Genomic DNA, 20,418 nt, shown 5'->3' with positions numbered 1-20,418 from the left:
CGCCTGAGCGCAAGCCGCCATGACTTTGTGCTGACTGCCATCAGCCCTTTCGCATCCATCGTCAGACTGCGCAATACTCAACCCGGCGCCTGGTCGCGGCGGAACAGCAGCGTGTGTTCATCCGAGCCGGCCGGCACAAACTGATAGCCTTCCAGATCAAAATCGCGCAGGCCGTCCGGGTGGTCGATGCCGTTCAGCGCGGCGTAGCGCACCATCAGCCCACGTGCGCGTTTGGCATAAAAACTGATGATTTTATACTGGCCGTTTTTCAGGTCCTGAAACACCGGGGTGACCACCGGAACAGCCAGTTTTTTCGGTTTGACCGCCTTGAAGTATTCATCGCTGGCCAGGTTGACCAGCACGCGGCTGTTGTGCTCGGCCAGCAAGGCGTTCAGCGCTTCGGTCAGCGTGTCGCCCCAGAAGGCGTATAAATCCTTGCCGGCGGCGTTGGCGAACTTCGTGCCCATTTCCAGCCGATAGGGGCGCATCAGGTCCAGCGGGCGCAGCAGGCCGTACAGGCCGGACAGGATGCGCAGGTGGTCTTGCAGCCAGTCCAGCTGCGCTTCACTCATGGCTTGCGCGTCCATGCCCTCGTACACATCGCCCATAAACGCCAGCACCGCCTGCTTGGCCACCGCCGGGGTGAAGGCTGGCGTCCACTCGGCAAAGCGGCCGGCGTTCAGCGCCGCCAGCGGGTCGCTGATGTGCATCAGCTGGGCGATGGCGGCCGGGGTCAGCTCGCGCAGTTGGGCAATCAGCTCGGCCGAGCGCGCCAGATAATCGGGCAGGGTGTGGCGCGCGGTGTTGGGCGGGGTGTCGTAATCCAGGGTTTTGGCGGGGGAAATCACCATCAACATGGCTTGGGCCTCGGGGGAGGGGTCAGGGATGGCGGCATTGTAGCACTGCCGTCACAAGTCCTTGCCCGAACGCCAGATCGACGCCATCAGCCACAGGCTATTGAAGAAGGCCACGACAAAGCCGAGAAACCCCAGCAAGGGCAGGCCAAACAGCATCGGCCCGGCCTTCACCGTCATGACGATGGACGAGCCGATAATCAGGCAGCCGGTGACAATGCCCAGGGTCAGCCGGTTGGCGCTTTTATCCAGTTGCTGGCCAAAATGGTCCAGCCGCTTGACGTCGATGTCGATGCGAAACTTGCCGCGGCGGATTTCCTTGCTCAGCCGCGACAAATCGCGCGGCAGACCGCCCACCATGCCCAGCAGCTCCATCACCGTGCGCCCGCCTTTTTCCAGCAGGGTGGATGGCGTGTAGCGGTCGAGGATGATCTTGCGGACAAACGGCGTCAGATGCTCCACCATCTGAAAATGCGGGTTGATCTGGCGGGCAAAGCCTTCCAGGGTGATCAGCGCCTTGAACAGCATGGACAAATCCGAGGGCAGCATGATCGAGTGGTCGCGCATCAGCGCCATTACGTCATTGATCAGCATCGACAGATTCAGGTCTTTCAGCTGCACCTGATCGTACTGAAACAAAAACTCGCCAATATCCGCATGCAGCTGCGATTCATCCACCGCCTCGCTGCCAGTCCACTCCAGCAGCACTTCCAGAATGCCGCGCTCATTGCGCCGCGACAAGGCCGCCAGCAAATCCACCAGCTCATCGCGCCGGGCCGGCGACAAGCGGCCGACCATGCCAAAGTCGATAAACACAATGCGGTTTTCCGGCAGAAAAAACACATTGCCCGGATGCGGGTCGGCATGAAAAAACCCGTCCAGCAGAATCATTTTCAGCACCGCATCGGCGCCGCGCGCCGCCAGCGTCACCCGATCCAGCCCGGCGGCGTCGGCCTGCTCCAGCTTGCTGGCCGGAATCCCCTCGATAAAATCCTGCACATTCATCCGCGCGTGGGTGTGCTGCCAGTACACCTTGGGCACCACAATCACCGGGTCGTTGGCAAAATGCTGGGCAAAGCGCTCCATATTGCGCGCTTCCGCCGCCAGATCCAGCTCGCGGCGCAGCGATTTGGCAAACTGGTTGATCATCTCGCCCGGCTGATAGCGGCGGGTGTCGGGGAACTCCAGCTCCACCAGATACGCCAGGTGCGAGAGGATGCGCAAATCCGCCTCGATGGTTTCGGCAATGCCCGGCCGGCGCACCTTCACCGCCACCGGCGTGCCGTCGTGCAGGCGGGCGCGGTGCACCTGGGCAATCGAGGCGCTGCCGATGGGCGTGTAGTCGAATTCGGCAAACACCTCGTGCGGGTCGCCCTGGCACAGCTTGAACAGCCAGGGTTGCAATACCTCCAGCGGCAGCGGCGGGACGTCGGTTTGCAGTTTTTCGAATTCGGCAATCCAGTCGGGCGGAAACACATCCACCCGCGTGGACAGAATCTGGCCAAACTTGATAAAGGTCGGTCCCAGTTCTTCAAAGGCGCGGCGCACCCGCACCGGGGTTTCGATGAATTCTTCCGGGTCGGGCAGCGGCACGCGCAGCCATTCGGTGGCGCGCTCCATGGCCTTGGGCAGTTTCAGCCGCTGGGCGAATTCGCCCAGGCCGTGACGAATCAGAATGGCGCTGATTTCGCGCAGGCGCGGCAAGTCGCGCATGGCGACCAGGGTTTCTTTGAGCATGAAAACATTCCCGCCCGACAGGGGCGATGGCACAGCAGGGCAACAGCCCGCGCGGCTTTACAGCGCGGACATGCTTCGATTAGAGTGCAGTCTATGAAATTGACCGTCCGCACGCTAGCCCTGCTCTGCGCCCTGTTGCTGCCACACGCCTACGCGGCGCCAGGCAATGACGGCGAATCCGCCGGCAAATCCGCCGATGTCCCGCACGCCTCGGCGGCTGGCGAAGGCGCGGTAGGCGATATGATCCTGCAAGCCGTCAGCCTGATGGGCATTGCCTACCGCTTTGGCGGCAATACCCCGGTAAACGGCTTTGATTGCAGTGGCTTTATCCGCTATGTCTTCCAGTCCTCCGGCGTCAACCTGCCGCGCTCGGCCGCCGAACAAGCCCAAGTGGGCCGCCCGGTCAGCCGCGACGAGCTCAAGCCCGGCGACGTGCTGTTCTTCAACACCCGTGGCTTTAATTACTCGCACAACGGGCTGTATCTGGGCAATGGCCGCTTTATCCACGCCCCGCGCACCGGCAAGAACATCGAAATCACCAGCCTGAACGCCAGTTACTGGAGCAGCCGTTTCAATGGCGCCCGGCGCATGGTCAAGGGCGCGGGCGGGGTGGTGGCGCATGAAGTCACCGACGACGTCAAACGCGCCGAAAGCCTGGGCCGCAAGCGCGAGCGCGAAGAAACCAGCACCCTGGCCGATGCCGGCGCCGCCGCCAGCGTGGCAGGCGTTGGTGCCGTGGCCGCCGCCGCCGCCGCCGCCAGCCCGCGCGTGCACGCCACCCTGCGCAGCAAAGACGCCGAAGTGAAAATCCCCACGCTATCGGCCGCCTGCAAGCAAGCGCGCAATGCCAAAACCGCCAAGTGCAAAACAGAAAAACAAGCCATCGCCAAGGCAGAAAAATCCGCCAAGGCCGCCGGCAAGGGTAAATACACCCTGAGCAAGGGCGAGTCCGGCAAGAACATCAAGGGCAAGAAGGGGCGCGACAAGGCCGAAGCCAAGTCATCCGCCAAGGGCAACAGCAAATACCGCGCCGCCGCCAGCAGCAAGGACAAAGGCAAAGGCAAGGCCGCCGCGGTCAAACCGACCAACAAGAAAAAACGATGAGCGCGTTGAATTTCCCGGTGTGGTGCAACCCGGAGGGCCAGCCAGTGGCCTGCGTGGAAAAAATCAAGGTGATGCACGAAAACCTGGAAGAACTGCGCCAGATGGCGCAGGACGCCCTGGAAGACGCCATCCTGATGGGCTGCGACGAACACCAGGTGCGCGCCTTCATGGTGGGCATGATGCAGGCGCTGGAAAACCCGTATAACTGACCTATTTGTTATGTCGCCTCGGAGCCTTCCATCAAGAACTGCTGAGGTGATCTGACCAATATGAGGCGACATGACTCCGTCAGAAAATCCAACGCAGTCTGATGATTTACTCAGCTCCGCACATACAGAAACGGCGCGGCACAATGTTCGTTGCTATCCTACTGTCGAGCAGCAAGCTCAGCTGACTATTGAGTTTGAAGCTTGCCGGCTTGTGTACAATCTGTCGGTGGAAATGGCTCGCCATGCTTATGCGCAAGGAGAGCCTTATCCCGGTGAAAAAGGCTTCAAAAAAGCCATCACACAATGGAAAAAAACCACTGACTGGTCATGGTCACGCTTGGCCAGCGTTCAATGCTTACAATGGGCGGCCAAGCATGCCGATAGTGCGTTCAAGCACTTTTTTCGTCGATGCAAGGCTAAACAGGAGCCAGGCTTTCCACGCTTCAAAAAAGCTGCGCATGAAGCGTCTGCCACTTATAACATTGTGCATTGTCGCTGGTCGGAACAAACCGGCGAACTGGTTTTATCCAAACAAAAGACGCCGCTTAAAATTCGCTGGGATCGGCGAGGCACACCTCAGCAAGCAAAAAGTGTAACCATACGTCGAGATGCCGCTGGGCGTTACTTCGCCTCTTTCACTTGCCAAAAAGCTATAGAACAACTTCCTGCGGCAACAGCCGCCGTTGGCATCGACATCGGCGTCACACATGCTCTGGCGCTGTCTACAGGAGAACTGGTGGATGCACCAGCGTTTCTAAGCCCACAGCGACAACGCAGACTGCTTCATCTGCAACGGAAATTGGCGCGACAAGACAAAAAATCCCACTCTCGCGAGCGAACAAGGAAAGCAATTGCCAGATTGCATGCGCGTATGGCAGACTCCCGCACAACATGGCAACATAAAATAACTCGCTCACTGGTCATGCGCTTCCAAGCCATTGCGTTTGAAGATTTGAACATCAAAGCCATGACCCGCTCGCCAGCGCCTCAACAAGACCCTGCAACACAACGATATCTGCCTAATCGGTCAAGCGCTAAAGCTCGGTTACATGCCTTGATGTTGAATGTTGCACCGACAAGTCTGAGAAGCAAAATAGAATATAAGGCCAAATGGGGCGGACGCCAGACACAGGCCGTCAATCCCGCGTACACCAGTCAGAAATGCGCACGTTGTGGGCATATCAGTGCAGAAAATCGTAAGAAAACCCGATTTCTGTGTGTCAAGTGTGGGTACATTGAACACGCAGATGTGAATGCCGCCAAAAATATTTTGGCGCATGCTTTCGGCGCATAGCTTAATGCGCTGGTAGGCGGAGCATCCCGCCGAACTTATGCAGGTGGAGGGGCTGTTGTTTTGCTTCTGTGAAACCTGAATCCATAAATCCGTGCATGCTCTCTCTGTAGTTTGGTGCCCTGGAATTTATACCTTGCATATCAACTACTTGCGCTCAGGGTTGCATCCACGGGCGTGTGGAAGACCCGTGCAATGAAAAGCTGTCCAGACGGATACCCCAGTTGCATCCACGGGCGTGTGGAAGACCCGAGAAGATCTTTGCCACTTCATCCGGCAAATCAGTTGCATCCACGGGCGTGTGGAAGACCCGGAATAACACCCGGCTGACAGATTGCCCACCGCGTTGCATCCACGGGCGTGTGGAAGACCCGCAGACCACGCAGACTCTGACCCACGGCGCGTAGTTGCATCCACGGGCGTGTGGAAGACCCGACGGCGTGGATTTTGAGGCCCTGCGCCTCAACGTTGCATCCACGGGCGTGTGGAAGACCCGCTAGATTTACTACTGGCTCAATCCACTGGCGCGTTGCATCCACGGGCGTGTGGAAGACCCGCCGTGGTGGCGATCTGCGTTGTGTTTGTGCCAGTTGCATCCACGGGCGTGTGGAAGACCCGCTCATACCCGACCGCCAACGCGGCCAGGCGGAGTTGCATCCACGGGCGTGTGGAAGACCCGATTTGGGCGTTGCCTCTTCCTTCCTCTCCAACGTTGCATCCACGGGCGTGTGGAAGACCCGTGGTTTTCCCGCTGGTGCGCGCCGATGCGCTGCGTTGCATCCACGGGCGTGTGGAAGACCCGCACATGAAGTGCTTTAAAGCGGCATCAAATTAGAGGATTCCCCGCGTACGCGGGGGTGAACGGAAGGTAACCGCTTCGGATGCGGCAGCGGTGGGGGATTCCCCGCGTACGCGGGGGTGAATAGCTTTACCTATATAGAGGGCCGCTAATTAAATTACCTTAGCGGCCCTTGGGATTGCCTGCGGCCGCAGGCAATTTCCTGCTACTTCCGGCTACCCTCATGGGCCGAGCCTCGACGTTTTTTCACACCCCCCTGCGCCATCCGCCCGGATGGCGCTATAATCCCCGATTATTTTGCACACACTAGCGAGTGAACGGAGTATCTCATGTCGATGGCTGACCGCGACGGTTTCATCTGGTTTGACGGCAAACTCGTGCCCTGGCGCGAGGCGAACACCCATGTGTTGACCCACACCCTGCACTACGGCATGGGCGTGTTCGAGGGTGTGCGCGCCTACGAAACGGCGCAAGGCCCGGCGATTTTCCGTTTGCAGGATCACACCGACCGCCTGTTCCGCTCGGCCCATATCCTGGGCATGAGCCTGCCGTTCAGCAAAGAAGAAATCAACGCCGCCCACCTGGACGTGGTGAAGGCCAACGGCCTGAAATCCTGCTACTTCCGCCCGATGGCGTTTTATGGCTCGGGCAAGCTGGGCGTGGCGCCGAAAAAAGACGATGTGCAAGTGATCGTCGCCGCCTGGCCGTGGGGCGCCTACCTGGGCGAAGATGGCCTGGAAAAAGGCATCCGCGTGAAAACCAGCTCGTTCACCCGCCATCACGTGAACATCACCATGTGCAAGGCCAAGGCCAACGGCAACTACATGAACTCCATCCTGGCCAATAACGAAGCCACCGCCGACGGCTACGACGAGGCGCTGCTGCTGGATGTGGAAGGCTATGTGGCCGAAGGCTCGGGCGAAAACGTGTTCATCATCCGCAAGGGCAAGATTTACACCCCGGACCTGACCAGCGCGCTGGAAGGCATCACCCGCGACACCGTGGTGACCATCGCCAAGGAAATGGGCCTGGAAGTGATTGAAAAGCGCATCACCCGCGACGAGGTGTACAGCGCCGACGAGGCTTTCTTTACCGGCACCGCCGCTGAAGTCACCCCGATCCGCGAGCTGGACCGCCGCCAGATTGGCGAAGGCAAGCGCGGCCCGATCACCACCGAAATCCAGCGTCGCTACTTTGCCTGCGTGAAGGGCGAAGACCAGAACCACGCCGACTGGCTGACCCTGGCGGTTTAAGCCGCACGCCGACCGGTCTACCGGTCGGCGCTTCCCCCACTCCGACCTTCCGAGCACGACCATGAGCGAACTCAAAGAAAACCGCGCCCGCTACATCGAAGTCAACGCCGACAACCTGCCCCTGCACTGCCCGATGCCCGATATGGTGTCCTGGAACCAGCATCCGCGCGTGTTCCTGCCCATCGTGCAAAACGGCGGCGAAGCCCTCTGTCCGTACTGCGGCACCCGCTACAAGCTGGTGGGCGAAGTCAAGGGCCACCACTGATCCGGTGAGCCAACGCGCCTGAGCGCCGCTGGCGCGCGGGCAGCAAGGAAGGTGTGGCGCAGCCGCACCTTTTTTACTTGCAGGGGCGCTTTTTTACCGCACAGCGCCGATTCCTCGCCAAGTTTTATCCGCAGTTTTTATTCGGGCGTCGTTTGCGCAGGCAGGCGACGACAAGACACACGCATGCGAAACATCCTCGTCATCGCCCCATCCTGGGTGGGCGACGCCGTGATGGCCGAGCCGCTGTACCGCCGGCTGGCCGAACGCTGGCCTGGGGCCGCCATCGACCTGTACGCTCCGGCCTGGACGCTGCCGCTGGCCGCGCGCATGGACTGCGTGCGCCAGGGCGTGGTCAATCCGTTTGGCCATGGCGCGCTGCGGCTAGCCCAGCGCTGGCGCGAAGGCCGCGCACTGGCGGCCAGCGGCTATGACCAGGCGATTGTGCTGCCCAATTCGCTGAAATCGGCGCTGATTCCGTGGTTTGCCGGCATCCCGCAGCGCACCGGCTTTGTTGGCGAGTTTCGTCGCGGCGTGCTCAATGACGCCCGCCGGCTGGACAAAACCGCGCTGCCAACCATGGTCGAGCGCTTTTGCGCGCTGGCCGAAGACGCTGGCGCGCCGCCTAAGCGGCCGATTGCCCATCCCCGGCTGAATGTGTCGGCGCAGGCGCGCGAAGCGGCTTTGCAAGCCTGTGGTTTGTCTGCCGGACAGCCAGTGATGGCACTGTGCCCCGGCGCCGAATACGGCCCGGCCAAGCGCTGGCCGGCGGCGCATTTTGCCCGGCTGGCGCAGGATGCGCTGGCGCGCGGCTGGCAGACCTGGGTGTTTGGCTCGGGCAAGGACCAAGCGATTGCCGACGAGATTGTCCGCCTGGCTGGCGCGCCCACCGGGCTGGTGAACCTGTGCGGCCGCACCGGCCTGGATCAGGCGATTGATCTGATGTCGCTGGCGCGGCTGGCGGTGTGCAATGACTCTGGCCTGATGCATATTGCCGCCGCCTTGCGCGTGCCGCTGGTGGCGTTGTATGGTTCGTCCAGCCCCGGCTTTACCCCGCCGCTGTCTGACCAGGCCGAGATTCTCAGCCTGAAACTGGATTGCAGCCCGTGTTTTAAACGCGAGTGTCCACTGGGGCACACGCACTGCCTGACGCAGCTCACCCCCGACCAGGTGTGGCCTGCCGTCGGGCGACTTCTTCCTGATAGTTTGCCATGACGCGAAAAGCCGCCCCCCCTCAAGCCGAAGACAACAGCCGCCGCGCCGAGCTGGTGCGCACCGCTGCGCGCCTGTTCCGCGACCAAGGCTACGAACGCACCACGGTGCGCGACCTGGGCAACGCCGTGGGCCTGCAATCAGGCAGCCTGTTCTATCACTTTCGCAACAAGGAAGAAATCCTGGTGGCGGTGATGGCGCTGGGCATCACCAGCACCACGGAGCAACTGGCCGCCGCGCTGGAAGTGGCGAAAACCCCTTACGACAAAGTCTCGGCGCTGATTCATGTGCACCTGAATTCCCTGCTGGGCGAAAACCAGGCCGCGCTGGAAGTCATGCTCTACGAGTGGCGCAGTGTGTCGGCCGAACAAAAACCCGGCCTGATCGTGCTGCGCGACCGCTACGAAGCGCTGTGGCAAAGCGCGCTGGACGAAGCCGCTGCCGCTGGCGTGGTCGGCCAGGACACCCGGTTGCTGCGCCGCATGGTGCTGGGCAGCCTGCATTGGTCGGTGCAGTGGTTCCGCCGCGATGGCGGCGACTCGGTGGATGCGCTGGCCGAGCGCATGCTGAAACTGGTGATTGGCCCGCGTCCGCAGGCGGACTGACGCTATATACCAGACAAAACGGCGCGGGGCGCTTGGGCAATCAGCCCAGCGCCCCGCGCCGTTTATGCTGTGCGATCAGCCGGCAAACGCTTGCAGCGCACTGCCCAGGCGGCCCAGCGCCTCGCTGACTTCGCCCTCGCCAATCACCAGCGACGGCGCAAAGCGCACCACATTCGGGCCAGCCTGCAACACAATCACCCCGGCCTCCGCCGCCTTGGCCACCACTTCGCCCGCGCGGCCGGCGTAGTGGTCATTCAGTACGGCACCCAGCAACAACCCCATCCCGCGCACCTCGGCAAACAGCCCCAGCTCGGCATTCAGCGCCTCCAGCCCGGCGCGCAGCTGCGCGGCGCGTGCGGTCACATTGGCTTGCACCTCAGCGGTGTTCACCGTGTCGATCACCGCTTCCGCCACCGCGCAGGCCAGCGGGTTGCCGCCGTAGGTGGTGCCATGGGTGCCGACGCTGAAATGCTGGGCAATCTCGCTGGTGGTCAGCATGGCGCCAATCGGGAAGCCGCCGCCCAGGCCCTTGGCGCTGGTCAGAATATCCGGGGTGACGCCGTATTGCTGGTAGGCGTACAGCGCGCCCGTGCGGCCGACGCCGGTTTGCACCTCATCAAAAATCAACAGCGCGCCATGTGCATCGGCCAGTTCGCGCGCCGCTTGCAAATACTCGCGGCTGGCCGGCAACACGCCACCTTCGCCCTGTACCGGTTCGACCACAATCGCACAAGTGCGCGCGCTCACCGCCGCGCGCAAGGCGGCAATGTCGTTATACGGCACATGGCTGATTGCCTGCGGGCGTGGGCCAAAGCCTTCGCTGTATTTCGGCTGGCCGCCAACGCTGACGGTAAACAAGGTGCGGCCATGAAAACTATTGCTGGCGGCGATGATTTCATCGCGCGCCGGGTCGCGGTCGCTGGCCACCTTGCGCGCCAGCTTGAACGCCGCCTCGTTGGCCTCGGCGCCGGAATTGCAAAAGAACACCCGCTCGGCAAAGGTGGCGTCCACCAATTTGCGCGCCAGGCGCAACGCCGGCTCATTGGTCAGCGTGTTGGACACATGCCAGAGCTGCTGGGCCTGCTCGGTCAGCGCTTTGACCATGGCCGGGTGGCAATGGCCCAGCGAGGTGACGGCGATGCCGGCGGCGAGGTCCAGGTAGTCGCGGCCGTGCTGATCCCACAGGCGGCTGCCTTGGCCGCGCACCGGCAGCCATTGGGCCGGGGCGTAGTTGGGAACCATGTACTGGTCGAAATCAGCGCGGGTGACGGGATGCATGACGGGTCCTTATTCGAGAGGAAAGTAAAGACGGCGCGCCAGCCATCACGCGCCCAAGACGAAGAATTGTGCAACGCAGAAGGGGGGAACAGCAAGGGCGATGGCACGGGATGGCCATGCCGTGCGGCGGTTTGGCCCTGCTGGTCGAGCCTCTCCTGGCTGTCCTCATCCGGCCACGCATGCCGAGTGACGGTGAACATGTTGCAGGGGATATCTTCATGACATGGCAAAAAAGCCACACTTTGGTGACGTATTCTACAAAAAAATACACGGCCTATTTGTCATAAAAATGCATATGTGATTTAATTTTCTGCGTGGGTAGATAAAGAAAGCCATGGATATGCCCTAAAAGCATATTTCGCTTATGGGTGGCAGCCGCGAGCTTGCGTAATTCTACTAGCTAACTTGGCTGAAGGCAGGGAAAAAATATATTAACCATCTTGTGTTTTATATTGCACTTTGTTTTTTTATTGGGGGTATGGGCTAAAAATAGTTTTGAATAACAGGATTGGAAAATTGTTGAAAAATTGATAGATATTTTTTATTTAAAATCAATTGATTGTATTTGTTTGCTCTCTGGCAGGTTAGTGTAGCCACATTTGGCAAACAAGCAAAAATGATCTGCAGCTGCTCACAAAACTCGACACCATGCACCTGGTGAGTGAAGCACTGATTTCTTGAGGGGAATCATGCCTGCCAATCGCAAAAATCAAAACCTTGGGGTCACGTTTTTGTGGGGATGGCGATTGTTGAGATGTCTTCCTTAAGGCATCTGGCGACAGAAAATGCCAGTAGAAAAATTTTAAAAGCAACATGAGATGTTGCTTGTGTCTGTTGTTTCACCCACTCACGTTCTCAAATCAGGAGAGTCTTATGCGCGCAGTGCAAAAAATCACCGTCATCAACAAAGGCGGCTATGTGTTCAACTACTCGGTGCAATGGCTGGGTAGCGATGGCCGCTGGGTCACCTCCACCTGGAACAGCGGCAACTATCCGGTGGCGCAATCGGTCACCACCCCGCCGCTGGAAACCATCGGCGTGCCGGCTGATGCCCTGGCAGTTACCGTGTATGGCCACGCCGTGCTGGGTTCTTCTGGCCAAGGCACGCCGTTTGTGGGCTATGCCGCCAATGACCAGATCGCCACCTACGAAGCGGTGGGCACCACCATCATTGGTTTTGCCATCAACCTGATAGAGTAACCGTGGCTGACTGAACGCTTCTGGCCTGGTTGTCTGGCTTGGCCGTTCCGCTGCACTGTCTGCGGTCGCGCGTTCAGCCAAGGTCGCGGCCTTGAATGCTGTTAGCCATTCAACCGTCAGAGTAAGTAGCAAGCCCTCGCGCCCCCAGGTATCTGGGGGCGCGATTTTTTTTACCTTCTGCTTGAACTTGATTGCTTGGTGTTGTGAGCGATTCTTAACCCAGCAGTTGCAGAATCGCCACGCGATCCGGGTTGTTGGGCGGCAGGGTGTTGGCATAGGCCAAATAATCGGCGCGCACCAGCGGACGGGCCGGATGGGCGACATTGACCCCCGCCACCGCGCAGGTGGCCGAGTATTTTTTCACCAGCACGGCCAGCGGTTGCAGGGCAATGGTGGCGGCATTGCTGAAAGCAGCTTCCATGCGCGACTGGATTTCCTCGCTGCGCGCGGCCTCGGGCAGCAGGAACAGCAACTGGCTTTTTTGCGTGGCGTTCACCGCCGTGCCTTGCAGCGGAAAGCCAGACGGCAAGGTATTGATATTAAAGTCCGGCAGCGGGTCAGGGTAGTTGTACAGAATGTTCTGCCCGTTGATCTGATCCACCTGGTAATTATTGTTGGAATAGCGCAGCGAAGTGCGCTGGGTGCGCGCGGCATCGTGGTAGATGTTGACGGTATCGCTGACCACGGCATTCTGGCGGACAAACTGGCGCATGGCCTGCAAGACCGTGCGGTAGCTGACAATCTTGTCCATGGCGTTGCTGGCTGGGGTGATGATCCAATCAGGCATGAGAAAACTCCTTGGCGTGGTGCTGAGCTTGGGCTGGCGACAGTTAGAGCCGCTAACAAAACCCTCCTGGCGTTGTTGTGTGACCTTGTCGTACTACTTGTACTGTCTGCGGTCACACGCCTAGCCAGGAACGCTGCGCTGGGTTTTGTTAGCGACTCTTATTGCACTGTCGCCGGATGGCCGCCAGGCGGGTTGGCGCGTCTTTCTGAACGCGTTGCCGCTCACCCCGTGAAGCCCGCCACCCTCACACCCGCACCGGCTCGGCCTCCAGCGCCACCCCATAGCGCTGGCGCACATCGGCGGCAATCGCCTCGGCCAGCGCCACAATATCGGCGCCGGTGGCGCCGCCGTGGTTGACCAGCACCAGCGCCTGGCGGGCGTGCACGCCGGCCGGGCCCAGCCGGCGGCCTTTCCAGCCGGCGCGGTCGATCAGCCAGCCCGCCGCCAGCTTCACCCGACCATCCGCCTGCGGGTAGTGCGGCAAATCCGGCCACTGCGCCAGCAAGGCGGCGGCGTGGGCGGCGTCCACCACCGGGTTTTTGAAAAAACTGCCGGCATTGCCCAGCTCGGCCGGGTCGGGCAGCTTGCGCTGGCGCACGCGCATCACCGCGTCGGAAACCTCCAGCGGGGTGGGCGCGCTGACGCCGTGTTCGGCCAAATCCTGGCGCAGCTCGCCGTAATCAATCTGCACGGCGGCGCGGCGGCTGAGGGTAAAGCGCACCGCCAGCACCAGCCAGCGCCCGGCCTGTTGCTTGAACAGGCTGTCGCGGTAGGCAAAGGCGCAGTCGCCCGCGGCAAATTCATGCATCTGGCCGTCGTCCAGCGACAGCGCGCGCAGGCTGTGCAGGCGGTCTTTGACTTCCACGCCATAGGCGCCGATGTTCTGAATCGGGCTGGCGCCCACCGTGCCGGGAATCAGCGACAGGTTTTCCAGGCCAAACCAGCCGTGTTGCAGGGTGTGGCGAACAAAACCATGCCAGGATTCGCCCGCAGCAGCCTCCACCTGCACCTGTTCGCCATCGTCGGCCAGCAGGCGGATGCCCTGGGTGGCGATGCGCAGCACGCTGGCGTTGACCTCGGTGTGGGTGAGCAGCAGATTGCTGCCGCCGCCCAGCAGCAGGCGCGGGCCATGGCGGAAGTCGTCGTCGGCCAGCAGGGCGGGCAATTGTGCTTCGTCGCTGAGGGTGGCCAGCCGACGGGCGCGGGCGACCAGGCCGAAGGTGTTGAGGGCGGTGAGGGGGACGTCGGGGTGGAAGAGGGGTGGCATGATTTGGCTAGGCAGTGTTGACTGCGCTGCGCGCAGTAAGGCTGAGGGTTGATTTTGGGCGGGGGTTCCCCCCGCACCCGACCCCTTTTCTTTGTTTCGCCAAAGAAAAGGGAAAAGCGGCCAGAGTCGCCATGAACAGCGGCTTTAAAAACAGCTGAAAAAACCGTCATTCCCGCGCAGATGGGCATCCAGCCTGGCTCAGCCTTGACCCAGCCGGCGCCGGCTTTCATGCCGCAGCAAGGCCAGCAGCAGCACGGCGGCCACCAACAGGCTGAGGGTGAGCGCGGCCCAGAAGCCGGCCGCGCCCAGCGGCAGGGTCCAGCCGGCCAGTTGGCCGTGGCCGAGCAAGCCCAGCCAGACGCCCAGGCCCAGGCCGATGCCCCAGAACGACAGGGTGTGGATCAGCATGGGCGCCGTGGTGAGTTTATAACCGCGCAGCGCGCCCGAGGCAATGGTTTGCAGCGCGTCGGCCAGTTGGAACACCGCAGCAAAGCCCAGCAGGCTGGCGGCCATGGCGATGACATTGGCGTCGGCGCTGTACAGCGCGGCAATCGGCGCGCGCAGGGCAAACACCAAGAGCGACGAGCACAGCGCAATCGCCGCGCCCAGGCGCAGGCCGATGCGGCTATTGAAGCGGGCGCGGGCAAAGTCGCCGGCGCCAACCGCATGGCCCACGCGCACCGACAGCGCCACGCCCAGGCTTTGCGGAATCATGTACAGCAGGCTGGTGAAGTTGATCACCACCTGGTGGCTGGCCACCACTTGCGCGCCCAGATTGGCGATCAGCAGCGCCACCGAAGTAAAGGCGGTGACTTCGACAAAATACGACAGCGCAATCGGCACGCCCAGTTTCAGCAGCGCGCGTTGTGGCGGCCACTGCGGCCAGCTCCAGGCCGACCACAGCGCATAGCGGCGATAGCTGGCGCGCCAGCGCGTCCAGCCGGCCAGGCAAATCAGGCTAAACCAGAACGCCACGCCAGTGGCCCAGCCGCAGCCGGCGCCGCCTAGCGCCGGAAAACCAAACTTGCCGTAGATCAGCAGGTAGTTGAGCACGGTGTTCAGCGCCAGCGCCAGCAGGCTGATGACCATGATCGGCCGCGTCTGGCTGACGGCGGACGAATAAGCATGCAGCGCGCGATACAGCAGCGCCGCCGGCATGCCCATGGCCACACCCTGCAAATAGCCTTCGGCCGAGGCCGCCACTGGCGCCTCCAGGCCGATCATCCACACCCCCCAGCGCCCGGCGGCCAGCAGCACCAGCGCGCCCAGCAGGCCGCAGGCCAGCGCCGTCCACAGGCCTTGTCGCACGGTGGGGCCGACCTGCTCGGGCTGTTGGGCGCCGATATGGTGCGCCACCAGCGGGTTGAGCGCCGCCGCCACGCCGCTGAGGGTGATGAACACCGAAATCATCACCGACGCGCCAATCGACACCGCCGCCAGCGCCTCGGCGCCCAGGCGGCCGGCCATCACGGTATCGACAAAGCCAGTCGCAGTGTGGGCCAGCTGGGCCACCATGATGGGCACGGCCAGGTGCAGCAGGGCGCGCGTTTCGGCGGCGGCGGGAGAGGGAGTATGAGCAGACATGGGGTGCAGCAGGAAAAAAGCAGCCTAGTATACCGGCGCGCCCGACGCCGGCAAAGGCGCCCGACGGCATCTGCCGCGCAAGGCCAGCAACAGCACCTCACGCTGGTTTATAATCCTGCGCCATGTATGCTTTTCCCGATTGGCGCGCCGCGCCTGCTGAGAATGTGCCGGCGGCCCTGGCCGACTGGCTGTGTGAAACCGGCTCGCTGACCGAACGCCTGATCGCCAGCGGCCGGCTGTTTGCCGTGGAAGTGCTGGCGCAGGGCGTTGAGCCGGCCTGGCCGGACGAGGCCGCCGCGCTGGGCCTGGCCGCCGGCGCGCCGGCGCTGGCGCGCGAAGTGCGCCTGACGCTGGATGGTGTGCCGTTTGTGTATGCGCGCAGCCTGTGCCGCGCCGACAGCCCGGCCTGGGCCGGCGTGCTGGCGCGCGGCAGCCGCTCGCTGGGGCTGACGCTGTTTGGCGAGCCGGGCATTGCCCGCCATCCGCTGAATTTTTGCGCCGGCCTGGCGGCGCAATCGGCCTTGCTGGCGCGCGCGCGCGCCGCGCTGCCCGGTGCCGGCGACTGGCTGCACGCCCGCCGCTCGCTGTTTGGCCAGCCCGACGATGCCCTGCTGGTGCATGAAGTGTTCCACCCCTTGCTTGCCGAAGTGACCCCATCATGACCCTGTTGCTGAAAGACCGCCTGCACGTCTATATGCAGCTCACCCGCCTGGATAAACCGATTGGCTCGCTCTTGCTGCTGTGGCCCACGCTGTGGGCGCTGTGGCTGGCCGGCGACGGCCACCCCAGCATGCTGCTGGTAAGCATTTTTACCCTGGGCACGCTGCTGATGCGTTCGGCCGGCTGCGTGATCAACGATTACGCCGACCGCCATTTTGACGGCCAGGTCGAGCGCACCCAGCACCGGCCGTTTGCCCGTGGCGTGGTCAGCGAGCGCGAAGCGCTGCTGCTGGCCGCCGCGCTGGCGCTGGCGGCGTTCATGCTGGTGCTGCCGCTGAATCTGCTGACCTGGCAACTCAGCCTGCCGGCGCTGTTTCTGGCCGGCAGTTACCCCTTCACCAAACGCTTTTTCGCCATCCCACAGGCTTATCTGGGCATTGCTTTTGGTTTTGGCATCCCGATGGCCTTTGCCGCCGCGCAGGACCAGGTGCCGGCCATCGCCTGGCTGATGCTGCTGGCCAATCTGTGCTGGACGGTGGCCTACGACACCGCCTACGCCATGGTGGACCGTCCCGACGACCTGAAAATCGGCATCCGCACCTCGGCCATCACCTTTGGCCGCCACGATGTCGCCGCCATCATGGCTTGCCACTGCGCCTTTCTGGCGCTGATGGGCGCGGTGGGCGGCCAAGCCGGGCTGGGCGCGGGGTATTTTGCCGGGCTGGCCGCCGCCGGCGTGCTGGTGATGGACCAATACCGCATGATCCGCGAGCGCGACCGCCAGCGCTGTTTTGCCGCTTTTTTGGCCAATAACCGCATCGGTTTTGTGGTGTTTGCCGGCATCGTGCTGGATTACTGGCTGCGCGGATGAACACTTCGCTCTACGTCTATTACCGGGTGAACGACGACAAGCGCGCCCAGCGCCTGAGGCAATGGCGCGCGCTGGCGGCGGCGCTGGCCGCCCACCAGCCGCGCCGACAATGCCGCCGCGACGACGCCGACACCTGGATGGAAATCTACCCGGACGTCAGCGCCGACTTCGCGCCCGCCTACCACGCCGCGCTGGCCGCGCTCGACCCCGACGGCGACTGGCGCGCCAGCCGCCACGAAGAATGGTTCATCGACACTGACAACAGCCCGGCTGTGCCGGGCTGAATTGCTTGTTTCAAGGAGTTTTGCATGTCTGTTCACTGCCCGCGTGGCCCGATCATGGTGGACGTTGCCGGCCTGAGCCTGACCGACGCCGAACGCCAACGCCTGTTGCACCCGCTGGTCGGCGCGGTGATTCTGTTTCGCCGCAATTTTCAGTCGGTGGCGCAGCTGCGCGCGTTGACCGCCGACATCCACGCGTTGCGCTCGCCGGCGCTGATCATCGCCGTGGACCACGAAGGCGGCCGTGTGCAGCGCTTTATTGATGGTTTTACCCGCCTGCCGTCAATGCGCGCGCTGGGTATGCTGTGGGGGCAATCGCCCGAGCTGGCGCGCGCGCGCGCCGAGGCGGTGGGCGAGGTGCTGGCTGCCGAGCTGCGCGCCTGCGGCGTGGACTTAAGCTTTACCCCGGTGCTGGATCTGGATTGGTCACGCTGCGCGGTAATTGGCAACCGGGCGTTTCACCGTGACCCCGAAGTGGTGACCGAGCTGGCGCTGGCGCTGCAAACCGGCTTGCTGCGCGGCGGCATGGCCGCCTGCGGCAAGCACTTTCCTGGCCATGGCTGGGTGGAAGGCGATTCCCACCATGTGATTCCGCGCGATGAACGCAGCCTGGAAGCGCTGCGCGCCGACGACCTGCGTCCGTTTGCCCGTCTGGCGCAAGCCGGGCTGGCGGCGGTGATGCCGGCGCATGTGGTGTATCCGGCAGTGGACGAGCAAGCGGCCGGATTCTCGCCGCGCTGGCTGCAAGACATCCTGCGCGGCGAGCTGGGCTTTGCCGGGGCGATTTTCAGCGATGATTTGTGCATGGAAGGTGCGTCCGCAGCCGGCGACATCAGCGCCCGCGCCCGCGCTGCATTTGCCGCCGGCTGCGATATGGCGCTGGTGTGCAACCGCCCGGATTTGGCCGAGCAATTGCTGGCCGAACTGGATGTGACCGCCCCGGCAGCATTGGCCAGCCGGCTGGCTGGCATGGCCGGGCACGGCAGCGCCGCCGATTGGCAGGCACATACAGCCAGCGCCGAATTTGCCGCACTGCGCGCGCTGGTGGCGGCTTTGCAAGCACAGGATGTGGCCCCGCAGACAGGCCCGGCGGTGGGCGAGGTGAACTAAGAGCGGCTCACAACACCCTCATGGCCTTGTTGTGTACGGCGGCTTGCCGCCGCATCATTCCCGCCTGCGCGGGACTGATGACCAGGGCGCGGCGGGTGGTTTGCCATGGCAAGAGTTTGTTTTTTTGTAAAAGCCACCCAAGCTCAGCACGCTTCTGTGTCGGACGATGCTAACTCGCCATCTTCAGCAAACTGCAATACCGTGCGCTCATCTTCTGCGTGTAGGGTGACGATCGCTTCGCTTAGCCCACCTGCGGCGTGATAGCGGTAGTCATGGGTAAACTCAATCTCGCCGTATACCACTTTTTCTACCTTGCTCAACACATCATCCGGGGTGTAATTCGCCCGAAAAAAAGTGATGCGATGGCGCAGGCCATCTTCGTCGAGTGGGGTATGCAGCTTGAGCGGCAGTTTGACGCCAGAGTAAGACACAAAATGACACGGCACCGCTGATCAGGCCGGTGCCGTGAGGGGTCCTACTTTGTTGCGGCCCATTGACCGCACCTGATTTACTCCACGCCCATCTGCCGCTTCAAGGCTTCTTTGCGGCGCACGATGTCTTCGTGCAAGGTGGAACCACTTTGGTTTCCCGCTGGTTTGGAAGGCGTGGGTTTACTCACCACCGGCTCTTTCAATGCGGACGAAGGCACGCCAGGCGACACTTCTACAGGCGTTGACTTGCTTGTAGGCTTCACTGGTTCAATCAGTGCTGTATCAGCCTTAACGGGCCTGCTTTCCAAATTTACTGGCGGAGGCTCCACCAACGGATCAGCTCTACCGGACAGGGTAGAGCCCGTGGAACGTGGTGGCAGGGCATCCTCAGCTCTCTCCTGTGCGGCGGATGAGCTTGTGTTGTCACTTTTTGGCTTAATGGGCAAGGTTTTGTCTGTCGGATTGAGTCCGGGAGCCAACTCAATAGGTGCAGGTATCGATTTAACAACTTCAGCTTCCGTTGCACTGACCGGTTGAGAAAGCTGACGAAACCACCAGACCCCGCCCACTATCATGGCCAGTAAAACCAATACCAATCCAGCCAAAACACCAAGCAAGAGCCCATGCTTACGACGTGCAGGCTGAGGTGCGGGTTTGCTATCAGCCGTTTTTGACACTAGCAAGGGCGGGGGCATTGACGAAGCGGCCGCAGATACCGGACTGGAAACCGACTCTGGCGTCAAGACCGGAGGAGGTATAACGGGTTCTGGTTTGGGTTCTGGTTTGGGTTCTGGTTTGGGTTCTGGTTTGGGTTCTGGTTTGGGTTCTGGTCTGGGTTCTGGTCTGGGTTCTGGTTTGGGAGGAGGCACTGATGCCTTAGACGTCAGCGTATGTCCACATTTCGGACAAACACGAATTTTGGATGGACAAGTCGTGTGACACGATGGGCATTCGATCATGCGAATTCCTTGACCGGCTGCGCCACGCAGCCGGGATAAAGTAACGATCAGTTGAACAGGCGTTTGCCGAGTTCCACCATCCCATTGAAGAAGCCAGCCAGATCATCCAGCGGGCTACCGATGTTTTCCTTACGCTCTTCCAGAATAATTATTTCGGTGCGACGGTTGAGCAGGCGGCCTTCAGCCGTGCTGTTATCCGCAATTGGCCGGCTCATGCCGTAACCGACATAAGCCATACGTGCCTTGGGTACGCCACGATCCATCAAGCCCTTCATCACCGCCAATGCACGTAGTTCGGACAGATCACGGTTCAGCTCAACTGAACCAACATTATCAGTGTGACCTTCGATTGATATTGGCTTGCGGGTGCGGGTTTTTAAAATAGACGCGATCCGATCAAGAAACGCCTTGCCTTCGGGCTTGACATCAGCCTTGCCACTGTCGAACAGAATCTTATCGCTGGAGCGGATTTCCACGCCACGGGTGGTCTGGGTAATCTGGACATTTTTGCTGGCTGGGCTAGCACAGGCGCCCAGCAACAGAGCCAGCGCAATCAGTAGTAAACGATGAGCACGCAACAACATTGAGAGAACCTCCTGAAATTAGCGTACAAGCCATCCACCGCTCACCAAATTCTCCATACGAGGTGCTGTTGAGTGGCGCC

21 protein-coding genes and 1 CRISPR repeat array are annotated in these 20,418 nt (G+C 61.7%); of the genes, 12 read left to right on the top strand and 9 right to left on the bottom strand.

All coding sequences use genetic code 11. From position 1 onward, the window contains the following. Window positions 1-77: 77 nt before the first annotated feature. Together yaaA and DFR34_RS01770 are read right to left on the bottom strand one after the other, a co-directional pair. Window positions 78-857 carry a peroxide stress protein YaaA gene (gene yaaA / locus DFR34_RS01775; RefSeq protein ID WP_110389414.1) on the bottom strand — a complete coding sequence of 260 codons (780 nt, stop codon included), beginning with the start codon at window positions 855-857 and terminating at the stop codon, window positions 78-80. Window positions 858-908: 51 nt separating this feature from the next. Continuing rightward, window positions 909-2,591, bottom strand: coding sequence for an ABC1 kinase family protein (locus DFR34_RS01770; protein WP_110389413.1), 1,683 nt, complete (start codon window positions 2,589-2,591; stop codon window positions 909-911). A 93-nt stretch (window positions 2,592-2,684) separates the two neighbouring features. Between DFR34_RS01770 and DFR34_RS01765 the strand changes: the two genes are divergently transcribed. The 7 genes from DFR34_RS01765 to DFR34_RS01735 all read left to right on the top strand — a co-directional run bounded on the left by DFR34_RS01765 (window position 2,685) and on the right by DFR34_RS01735 (window position 9,326). Next, window positions 2,685-3,695, top strand: a complete 1,011-nt coding sequence (locus tag DFR34_RS01765; RefSeq protein WP_110389412.1) for a C40 family peptidase — start codon at window positions 2,685-2,687, stop codon at window positions 3,693-3,695. Next, window positions 3,692-3,904, top strand: a complete 213-nt coding sequence (locus tag DFR34_RS01760) for a hypothetical protein (RefSeq protein WP_110389411.1) — start codon at window positions 3,692-3,694, stop codon at window positions 3,902-3,904. The genes DFR34_RS01765 and DFR34_RS01760 overlap by 4 nt, the downstream gene beginning before the upstream one ends. A gap of 70 nt (window positions 3,905-3,974) precedes the next feature. Continuing rightward, window positions 3,975-5,198, top strand: coding sequence for an RNA-guided endonuclease InsQ/TnpB family protein (locus DFR34_RS01755; protein WP_110389410.1), 1,224 nt, complete (start codon window positions 3,975-3,977; stop codon window positions 5,196-5,198). A gap of 159 nt (window positions 5,199-5,357) precedes the next feature. After that, a CRISPR array of direct repeats spans window positions 5,358-5,997; the repeat unit is 29 nt; unit sequence GTTGCATCCACGGGCGTGTGGAAGACCCG. A gap of 326 nt (window positions 5,998-6,323) precedes the next feature. Next, complete coding sequence (locus tag DFR34_RS01750; RefSeq protein WP_110389409.1) at window positions 6,324-7,247, top strand: branched-chain amino acid transaminase; 924 nt, start codon at window positions 6,324-6,326, stop codon at window positions 7,245-7,247. Between the two features lie 61 nt (window positions 7,248-7,308). After that, window positions 7,309-7,512, top strand: coding sequence for a zinc-finger domain-containing protein (locus DFR34_RS01745; protein ID WP_110389408.1), 204 nt, complete (start codon window positions 7,309-7,311; stop codon window positions 7,510-7,512). Window positions 7,513-7,695: 183 nt separating this feature from the next. Then, window positions 7,696-8,724 carry a lipopolysaccharide heptosyltransferase II gene (gene waaF, locus DFR34_RS01740; protein WP_110389407.1) on the top strand — a complete coding sequence of 343 codons (1,029 nt, stop codon included), beginning with the start codon at window positions 7,696-7,698 and terminating at the stop codon, window positions 8,722-8,724. Continuing rightward, a complete protein-coding gene (locus DFR34_RS01735) occupies window positions 8,721-9,326 on the top strand; it encodes a TetR/AcrR family transcriptional regulator (RefSeq protein WP_110389406.1) in 606 nt (201 codons plus the stop codon). Before waaF ends, DFR34_RS01735 begins: the two co-directional genes overlap by 4 nt. Window positions 9,327-9,401: 75 nt before the next feature. Here DFR34_RS01735 and DFR34_RS01730 read toward each other — a convergent pair whose 3' ends face one another. After that, window positions 9,402-10,604 (bottom strand): aspartate aminotransferase family protein, encoded by a 1,203-nt coding sequence (locus DFR34_RS01730; RefSeq protein WP_110389405.1) that lies wholly within the window; start codon window positions 10,602-10,604, stop codon window positions 9,402-9,404. Between the two features lie 873 nt (window positions 10,605-11,477). Between DFR34_RS01730 and DFR34_RS01725 the strand changes: the two genes are divergently transcribed. Further along, window positions 11,478-11,804, top strand: a complete 327-nt coding sequence (locus DFR34_RS01725) for a hypothetical protein (RefSeq protein ID WP_110389404.1) — start codon at window positions 11,478-11,480, stop codon at window positions 11,802-11,804. 214 nt (window positions 11,805-12,018) lie between these two features. Here the strand turns inward: DFR34_RS01725 and DFR34_RS01720 are convergent, their stop codons facing one another. The 3 genes from DFR34_RS01720 to DFR34_RS01710 all read right to left on the bottom strand — a co-directional run bounded on the left by DFR34_RS01720 (window position 12,019) and on the right by DFR34_RS01710 (window position 15,442). After that, a complete protein-coding gene (locus DFR34_RS01720; RefSeq protein WP_110389403.1) occupies window positions 12,019-12,591 on the bottom strand; it encodes a hypothetical protein in 573 nt (190 codons plus the stop codon). A 244-nt stretch (window positions 12,592-12,835) separates the two neighbouring features. Then, a complete protein-coding gene (murB, locus tag DFR34_RS01715; protein ID WP_110389402.1) occupies window positions 12,836-13,858 on the bottom strand; it encodes a UDP-N-acetylmuramate dehydrogenase in 1,023 nt (340 codons plus the stop codon). A gap of 198 nt (window positions 13,859-14,056) precedes the next feature. Next, window positions 14,057-15,442, bottom strand: coding sequence for an MATE family efflux transporter (locus DFR34_RS01710; RefSeq protein ID WP_110389401.1), 1,386 nt, complete (start codon window positions 15,440-15,442; stop codon window positions 14,057-14,059). A 122-nt stretch (window positions 15,443-15,564) separates the two neighbouring features. Here DFR34_RS01710 and DFR34_RS01705 point away from each other — a divergent pair, with 122 nt between their 5' ends. The 4 genes from DFR34_RS01705 to nagZ are packed head-to-tail and all read left to right on the top strand — an operon-like array spanning window position 15,565 to window position 18,364. Continuing rightward, on the top strand, window positions 15,565-16,104 hold the full coding sequence (locus DFR34_RS01705) for a chorismate--pyruvate lyase family protein (RefSeq protein WP_110389400.1): 540 nt from the start codon (window positions 15,565-15,567) through the stop codon (window positions 16,102-16,104). Continuing rightward, window positions 16,101-16,973 (top strand): 4-hydroxybenzoate octaprenyltransferase, encoded by an 873-nt coding sequence (ubiA, locus tag DFR34_RS01700; protein ID WP_110389399.1) that lies wholly within the window; start codon window positions 16,101-16,103, stop codon window positions 16,971-16,973. Before DFR34_RS01705 ends, ubiA begins: the two co-directional genes overlap by 4 nt. Beyond that, window positions 16,970-17,257, top strand: coding sequence for a DUF4936 family protein (locus tag DFR34_RS01695; RefSeq protein ID WP_110389398.1), 288 nt, complete (start codon window positions 16,970-16,972; stop codon window positions 17,255-17,257). Before ubiA ends, DFR34_RS01695 begins: the two co-directional genes overlap by 4 nt. 24 nt (window positions 17,258-17,281) lie before the next feature. After that, window positions 17,282-18,364 carry a beta-N-acetylhexosaminidase gene (gene nagZ, locus DFR34_RS01690; RefSeq protein WP_110389397.1) on the top strand — a complete coding sequence of 361 codons (1,083 nt, stop codon included), beginning with the start codon at window positions 17,282-17,284 and terminating at the stop codon, window positions 18,362-18,364. A 143-nt stretch (window positions 18,365-18,507) separates the two neighbouring features. Here the strand turns inward: nagZ and DFR34_RS01685 are convergent, their stop codons facing one another. The 3 genes from DFR34_RS01685 to DFR34_RS01675 all read right to left on the bottom strand — a co-directional run bounded on the left by DFR34_RS01685 (window position 18,508) and on the right by DFR34_RS01675 (window position 20,338). Beyond that, window positions 18,508-18,795, bottom strand: a complete 288-nt coding sequence (locus DFR34_RS01685; protein ID WP_211309254.1) for a DUF6156 family protein — start codon at window positions 18,793-18,795, stop codon at window positions 18,508-18,510. 77 nt (window positions 18,796-18,872) lie between these two features. Next, on the bottom strand, window positions 18,873-19,412 hold the full coding sequence (locus DFR34_RS17050; RefSeq protein ID WP_158281713.1) for a hypothetical protein: 540 nt from the start codon (window positions 19,410-19,412) through the stop codon (window positions 18,873-18,875). Between the two features lie 389 nt (window positions 19,413-19,801). Beyond that, window positions 19,802-20,338: an OmpA family protein gene (locus DFR34_RS01675; protein WP_110389394.1), complete on the bottom strand. Its 537-nt coding sequence runs from the start codon at window positions 20,336-20,338 to the stop codon at window positions 19,802-19,804. Window positions 20,339-20,418: the final 80 nt, after the last annotated feature.

Origin of the sequence: Rivihabitans pingtungensis, from assembly GCF_003201855.1 — a bacterium.
GTDB lineage: Bacteria > Pseudomonadota > Gammaproteobacteria > Burkholderiales > Aquaspirillaceae > Rivihabitans > Rivihabitans pingtungensis.
Note: the sequence above shows the minus strand (reverse complement) of the source record. Positions and strands in the feature narration are given on the sequence as shown.